General features: G+C 68.4%; 6 protein-coding genes and 1 pseudogene. 2 read left to right on the plus strand and 5 right to left on the minus strand.

From position 1 onward, the window contains the following. From ACKOQ4_RS16015 to ctaC, 3 genes and pseudogenes are all read right to left on the minus strand, one after another. Positions 1-539: pseudogene (locus tag ACKOQ4_RS16015) on the minus strand (hypothetical protein); the annotation flags it as partial. Positions 540-698: 159 nt separating this feature from the next. After that, positions 699-1,124, minus strand: a complete 426-nt coding sequence (gene ctaF, locus ACKOQ4_RS16020; protein WP_526293576.1) for an aa3-type cytochrome oxidase subunit IV — start codon at positions 1,122-1,124, stop codon at positions 699-701. Between the two features lie 12 nt (positions 1,125-1,136). Then, a complete protein-coding gene (ctaC, locus tag ACKOQ4_RS16025; RefSeq protein ID WP_526293577.1) occupies positions 1,137-2,228 on the minus strand; it encodes an aa3-type cytochrome oxidase subunit II in 1,092 nt (363 codons plus the stop codon). A gap of 188 nt (positions 2,229-2,416) precedes the next feature. On the opposite strand from ctaC, the gene asnB reads away from it, so the two are divergent. Further along, complete coding sequence (gene asnB / locus ACKOQ4_RS16030; RefSeq protein WP_526293578.1) at positions 2,417-4,348, plus strand: asparagine synthase (glutamine-hydrolyzing); 1,932 nt, start codon at positions 2,417-2,419, stop codon at positions 4,346-4,348. A 2-nt stretch (positions 4,349-4,350) separates the two neighbouring features. Here asnB and ACKOQ4_RS16035 read toward each other — a convergent pair whose 3' ends face one another. Continuing rightward, positions 4,351-5,334: a carbohydrate kinase family protein gene (locus ACKOQ4_RS16035; RefSeq protein ID WP_526293579.1), complete on the minus strand. Its 984-nt coding sequence runs from the start codon at positions 5,332-5,334 to the stop codon at positions 4,351-4,353. A 139-nt stretch (positions 5,335-5,473) separates the two neighbouring features. Between ACKOQ4_RS16035 and ACKOQ4_RS16040 the strand changes: the two genes are divergently transcribed. Continuing rightward, positions 5,474-6,091, plus strand: a complete 618-nt coding sequence (locus ACKOQ4_RS16040; RefSeq protein WP_526293580.1) for an Rv0361 family membrane protein — start codon at positions 5,474-5,476, stop codon at positions 6,089-6,091. 1 nt (position 6,092) lies between these two features. Here ACKOQ4_RS16040 and ACKOQ4_RS16045 read toward each other — a convergent pair whose 3' ends face one another. Then, complete coding sequence (locus ACKOQ4_RS16045; protein WP_526293581.1) at positions 6,093-6,476, minus strand: HesB/IscA family protein; 384 nt, start codon at positions 6,474-6,476, stop codon at positions 6,093-6,095. Positions 6,477-6,581 lie beyond the last annotated feature (105 nt).

A 6,581-nucleotide genomic window follows, 5' to 3' on the forward strand; every position in this document is an offset into this window, starting at 1 on the left:
GCGAACGCGATCCACGCGGCGGGGTCGCCGACGGCGGCCAGCAGATAGGGTCCGACCGCGACCGCGGTCAGGGCCAGACCGGTGGCCGGCGGCGGCGGGGGTTCCGGTGGCGGGACCTCCGCGGTCGGCTCCGGCGCAGGCGCCGGGGGCGGCGGTTCCGCGGTCGTGGTGGTGATCTGGTCCTGCACAGGCGGGGTCGGGACTGTGCTTGTCGTTGCCGGTGTGGCCAGAGTGTCCGTGTTGCGCCTGGTGACCAGCATCGAGACCGACACCACCAGTGCGATGGCCGCGATGATGGCCGTGACGCCGACCACCCACGGCCATTTCGGGGGCGGCAGGTCATCGACCACCTGGGTGGACTGTTCGTAGGCGTCGTAGTCGTAGAGTTCCAGATCCGCGGGGACGTAGGGCGCGATCGTGTACTGCTCGGACTCCGGGGCTGAGTACGCCCGCGAGAATCCGGTGTCGGTCAGTTCCTCGCGGTCCCCGGCCGCGCGGTGGGCCGAAGGCTCCCGCTGCGGTGGATTTGGCCCGCTCATCTCTGGCTATCCTCTTTCGACTGCACATGCCCGGGGTACTGGGCGCTCGCCAGCGGCGACGGCCTCACCCAGGCGGAAAGACTACCCAACCGGGGCCGCCGGGAGCCGCGCAGGACACCCGTCCGGGTGCCTACCGCGCCAGGATTGTGACCTTGGAGGTCAGTGCTTCTCGGGGCCGACGTAGTACTCGAAGACCAGGCCGCAGACCGCAGCCAGGACGAAGACGATGCCGGCGAAGATCAGCCAGGGCAGCCACAGGGCGGCGCCGACGGCGGCGGTCGAGAAGGACAGGGCGATCAGGATCGGCCACCAGCTGTGCGGCGAGAAGAAGCCAAGCTCGCCCGCACCGTCGGCGATGTCGGCCTCGGTGTAGTCCTCCGGGCGGGTGTCCAGACGCCGGGCGACGAAACGGAAGAACGTGGAGATGATCAGCGAGAGGCCCGCGGTCAGCACCAGTGCGGTGGTGCCGGCCCACTCCACGCTGCCCGTCGGCTGCTCGAAGATCGAGGTGAGCACGCCGTACACGATCGCGGTGAGGGCGAAGAACCCGGTCAGGATCTCGAACAGCCTGGCTTCGACTCGCATCTCCGGACTCTCCTACTTCGTGGCCTGCGCGGCGGCGAGCTCGGGCTTCGGGATCACCCGTTCACCTCGACGGGTGTCAAACGGCCTGGTCGTGGTAGCCAGTGGCGACTGGTTGATCGCCTGCAGCGCCTCGGCGTTGGTCTTGCCGGCCGTCCTGGCCTGCAGGTAGGACTTGAAGTCGTCCGCCGAGACCACGCGCACCTCGAAGTTCATCATCGAGTGGTAGGTGCCGCACAGTTCCGCGCACCGCCCGACGAAGGCCCCGGTCTCGTTGATCTCCGACACCTGCCAGATGTTCTCCGAGTGATTTGCCTCGGGATTCGGGAACACGTCCCGCTTGAACAGGAAATCCGGAATCCAGAACGAGTGGATCACGTCGGCCGAGGCCTGCTGGAACTCGATGCGCTTGCCGGCAGGCAGCACCAGCACGGGAATCTCGTCGCTGGTTCCGATCGTCTCGATCTTGTCGTAGTTGAGGTAGGAGCGGTCTTCGGGGTTCATTCCGCGTATTGCGCCGACCTTCTCCTCGCCATGTGCGTCCTTGCCCTCGGGCTTGGAGAGCACGGCCGCCTTGCGGGCCGGATCCGCCCCCTCGTAGTTGAACGAGCCGTCGGCGTAGGCAACCTTCTGGTAGCCGAACTTCCAGTTCCACTGGAACGCCGTAACGTCGACGACGACCTCCGGGTTGGGTTCCTTGTCGAGGACCTTCACCTGGGTGACGATGGTGAAGTAGAACAGCACCGAGATGATGAGGAAGGGAACGACGGTCAGGGTCAGTTCGAGCGGCATGTTGTAGCCGGTCTGCCGGGGCAGCTCGTCGTCGCCCTTCTTCTTGCGGAAGGCTGCTGCGCACCAGAAGATCAGCCCCCACACGATGACACCGACCACCAGGGCGGCGATCACCGACCAGAGCCACAGCTTGTGCATCGCGTGGGCCTCCGGGGTGATACCCCGGGGCCACCCGAGCGCCAGACCGTCCTGCCAGCTACACCCGCTCAGGGAGATCGCGAGGGCGGCGAAGGTCGCGGTCAGCGCCGCGGTCCGCCACCGGCTCGAGCGAGTCCCGGAGGGCGCGGTGCTACGGCTGAGCCCGTGTGGTGTCACTTGCCGCCTCCTCGTGTCCTCAAGCTGGGCGGACGACCCCGGCGACCCCGTGAGGAGAGGTCCCTGCGGGCGCGTCGCCACTCGAATACTACGCAGCGTAGACCACTAATGAACAGCAGGCTGACACACCTGGCGATTCGGTCGGAGGGAATTCTGCCGGTGGTCTCCGTTCGGGCATACTTGGCCGGGTGTGCGGACTGCTTGCCCTGGTAGGAGACGCGGCGGGCGCCATCACCGACCAGACCGTCGAGGCCGTCGCGGGCGCCTCCCACCTGATGCGGCACCGGGGTCCGGACGAGCCCGGGACGTGGGCCGACGACCAGGTCGTGCTGGGCTTCAACCGGCTCTCGATCATCGACATCGCGCACTCCCACCAGCCGCTGCGCTGGGGCCCGCCGGACCAGCCCGGCCGCTACGTGCTGGTGTTCAACGGCGAGATCTACAACTACCTGGAGTTGCGCGAGGAGCTTCGAACCGAATTCGGGGCGCAGTTCGCCACCGACGGCGACGGCGAGGCGATCGTGGCTGCCTACCACTACTGGGGCACCGGGGCGCTGGGCCGGCTGCGAGGCATGTTCGCATTCGCGCTGTGGGACACCACCCGCCGGGAACTGTTCTGCGCCCGCGACCCGTTCGGCATCAAGCCGCTGTTCATGGCCACCGGACCCGGCGGCACCGCGGTCGGCAGCGAGGAGAAGTGCCTGCTCGACCTGGCCGGGATCCTGGGCCTGGACACCGGGATCGATACCCGGGCGTGGGGGCCCTACACGGTGCTGCAGTACGTCCCCGAACCCGAGACGCTGCACCGCGGGGTGCGCCGCCTGGAGTCCGGCTGCTACGCCGTGATCCGCCCCGGTCGGCAGCCCGAGGTCACCCGCTACTTCCGGCCCCGATTCGACGCGGTCCCGTTCAAAGCCGGCGGCGAGCAGGCCCGCTACGACGAGATCACCGCGGTCCTGGAGGACTCGGTGGCCAAGCACATGCGCGCCGACGTCACCGTCGGCGCGTTCCTCTCCGGCGGCATCGACTCCACGGCCATCGCCGCGCTGGCGATCCGGCACAACCCGCGGCTGATCACCTTCACCACCGGATTCGAGCGGGAGGGCTTCTCCGAGGTCGACGTGGCGGTGGCCAGCGCCGAAGCGATCGGGGCCCGGCACGTCGCCAAGGTGGTCAGCCAGTCGGAGTTCGTCGAGGCGCTGCCGGAGATCGTCTGGTACCTCGACGAGCCGGTGGCCGACCCCGCTCTGGTGCCGCTGTTCTTCATCGCCCGCGAGGCGCGCAAGCACGTCAAGGTGGTGCTCTCCGGGGAGGGCGCCGACGAACTCTTCGGCGGTTACACGATCTATCGGGAACCGTTGTCGCTCAAGGCTTTCGACTATCTACCGCGTGGAGTCCGCAAGTCGCTCGGCAAGGCGTCCAAACCGCTGCCGGAGGGCATGCGCGGCAAGAGCCTGCTGCACCGCGGATCGCTGACACTCGAGGAGCGCTACTACGGCAACGCCCGCAGCTTCTCCGACGAGCAACTGCGCGCGGCGCTGCCCGGCTTCAACCCGTCCTGGACCCACACCGACGTCACCGCCGCCGTCTACGCGGAGTCGGCCGGGTGGGACCCGGTGGCCCGCATGCAGCACATCGACCTGTTCACCTGGCTGCGGGGCGACATCCTGGTCAAGGCCGACAAGATGACGATGGCCAACTCACTGGAACTGCGGGTGCCGTTCCTGGATCCGGAGGTGTTCGCGGTGGCCTCGCGGTTGCCGTTCGACCAGAAGATCACCCGCACCACCACCAAGTACGCGCTGCGCCGCGCCCTGGAACCGATCGTGCCCGCACACGTCCTCAACCGGGCGAAGCTCGGCTTCCCGGTTCCCATCCGGCACTGGCTGCGGGCCGGCGAGCTGATGGATTGGGCCTACCGCACCATCGACGCCTCCCAGGCCGGCCGGCTGGTCGACCTCAAGGCGGTGCGGGCCATGCTCGACGAGCACCGCGCGGGCGAGAGCGACCACAGCCGACGGCTCTGGACGGTGCTCATCTTCCTGCTCTGGTACGCGATCTTCGTCGAGGGCAGTGTGGTGCCGAAGATCGGCGAACCGCACTACCCGGTGCAGCTATAGGCTCACGCCCGCCGGCCGAGCGCCGCGGTGATCTCACCGGCGGCGATGGGGCCGAAGGCGTCTGCAAGGCGCTCCCCGGCGGTCTCGAGGTCCCAGGTCCAGTTCTGCGTGCCGGTGGTCTCCAGGACCAGAACCGCGACCAGCGAGCCCAGCTGCGCGGAGCGTTCCAGGTTCAAACCCGCGCCGCGGCCGGTGAGGAACCCGGCCCGGAACGCGTCTCCGACTCCGGTGGGATCCACCTGGGCGGTCTCGGGCACCACCCCGACGTGGATATCGGTGCCGTCAGCGCCGACCAGATCGACCCCCTTGGCGCCGAGAGTCGTCACTCGCAGACCCACCTGCCCCAGGACATCGGCGTCGGTCCAGCCGGTCTTGGACAGCATCAGGTCCCACTCGTAGTCGTTGCTGAACAGGTAGGTCGCCCCGTCGACGAGCCGGCGGATCTCGTCGCCGGAGAGCCGGGCCAGCTGCTGGGAGGGGTCGGCGGCGAACGGCAGTCCCAGCGCCCGGCACTCATCGGTGTGCGCGTACATCGCGTCGGGGTCGTTGGCCCCGACGATCACCAGGTCCGGCCGGCCCGCACCGGCAACGACGTCGGCCAGTCTGATGTTGCGGGCCTGGGACATCGCACCCGGGTAGAACGACGCGATCTGGGCCATCTCCAGATCGGTGGTGCACACGAAACGCGCGGTGTGCTGGGTGTCGGAGATCAGCACATGGGCGCAGTCGACCCCGGCCGACTCCAGCCACTCCCGGTAGTCGGTGAAGTCCACGCCGGCCGCCCCGACCAGAACAGCGTCCCCGCCGAGCACGCCGATGGCATATGCCATGTTGCCCGCCACCCCGCCGCGGTGGACCACCAGATCGTCGACGAGAAAGCTCAGCGAGACCTTGTGCAAATGCTCGGCAAGCAGCTGCTCGGAGAAGCGCCCGGGAAAACGCATCAGGTGGTCGGTGGCAATGGATCCGGTTACCGCGATGGTCACGAAACGTCCGTCCTTCAATGCGTTGGGCAGGCCGGGCGGTGAGCTAGCCTGCGTATCAAGAGCCGACTATATGGCCCGCGGACGGGTTGGCAGTGGCTCGACTGCCCGAGTTGACCGACGACCCCCAGGAGAACCGTCCATGGCTGGCCCCTATCCGCCACAACCGGGCGGCGCCGAGGGCCAACCTTTGCCCGGCGCCTACTCCGAGCCCTACCCGTATCCGGCCGTCTACCCGGGTCCGCTGCCGCCGCCGGTGGGCTATCCCGAGCCGCCTCAGCGGAACCGCGCGGTGCTGTGGGGCCTGCTTGCTCTGGGTCTGGTGGCCGCGCTGGTGACCGCCGCGGTGCTGCTCGGGGGCCGGTCGGGCGGAGGCGGCTCGTCGTTCAGCGATGCCACGGCCAAGAGCACGATCCAGAACTATCTGACCGCCCTGTCGGAGGGCGATACCGAAACAGTGGCCCGAAACTCGCTGTGCGGCATGTTCGACGCCATCAAGGACCGCAAGTCGGACATGGCCCTGGCCCGGCTGGCCAGCGATGCCTTCCGCAAGCAGTTCGCGCGCGCCGAGGTCACCTCGATCGACAAGGTCGTCGTGCAGTCGCCCAATCAGGCGCAGGTGCTCTTCACCATGAATGTCTCGCCCGCGTCGACCTCACGCAAGGCCCGCGACCAGGAGCAGGGGGTGGCGCAGCTGCTCCGCCAGGGCAATCAGTTGCTGGTGTGCTCGTACCTGCTGCGCACCGCCGCCCAGTACTGAACTAGTTGAACGAGTCGCCGCAGGCGCAGGAACCGGTCGCGTTCGGGTTGTCGATGGTGAAGCCCTGCTTCTCGATGGTGTCGACGAAGTCGATGGTCGCTCCCTGCACGTAGGGGGCGCTCATCCGGTCCACGGTCAGGGTGACCCCGCCGAACTCGACCGTCAGGTCGCCGTCCAGGGACCGGTCGTCGAAGAACAGGTTGTAGCGCAGCCCGGCGCATCCCCCAGGCTGAACGGCGATCCGCAGCGCCAGATCGTCGCGGCCCTCCTGATCCAGCAGGGCCTTGGCCTTGGTGGCGGCGGCATCGGTGAGCGTCACACCGTGGGCGTCGGTGCCCAGTTCGGGGGTGCCCAGATCGGTCTTCGTGGCCGACTCGTCGGTCATCAGGTCTCCTCGCGATGAGAGGGTCGGGACGGGCGATCGACGCCCACTGGCCTCAACGGTACCCGGTGGGGACGCTATTCCCGCCCCCCGTGTCCCCCGCCGGCC

Origin of the sequence: Mycobacterium sp. (genome assembly GCF_046095365.1) — a bacterium.
GTDB lineage: Bacteria > Actinomycetota > Actinomycetes > Mycobacteriales > Mycobacteriaceae > Mycobacterium.

What these genes read in the sequence shown, in the direction of transcription:
- ctaF (WP_526293576.1), bottom strand. Translation starts at nt 1,124, where the DNA reads ATGCGAGTCGAAGCCAGGCTGTTCGAGATCCTGACCGGGTTCTTCGCC.
- ACKOQ4_RS16040 (WP_526293580.1), top strand. Translation starts at nt 5,474, where the DNA reads ATGGCTGGCCCCTATCCGCCACAACCGGGCGGCGCCGAGGGCCAACCT.
- ACKOQ4_RS16045 (WP_526293581.1), bottom strand. Translation starts at nt 6,476, where the DNA reads ATGACCGACGAGTCGGCCACGAAGACCGATCTGGGCACCCCCGAACTG.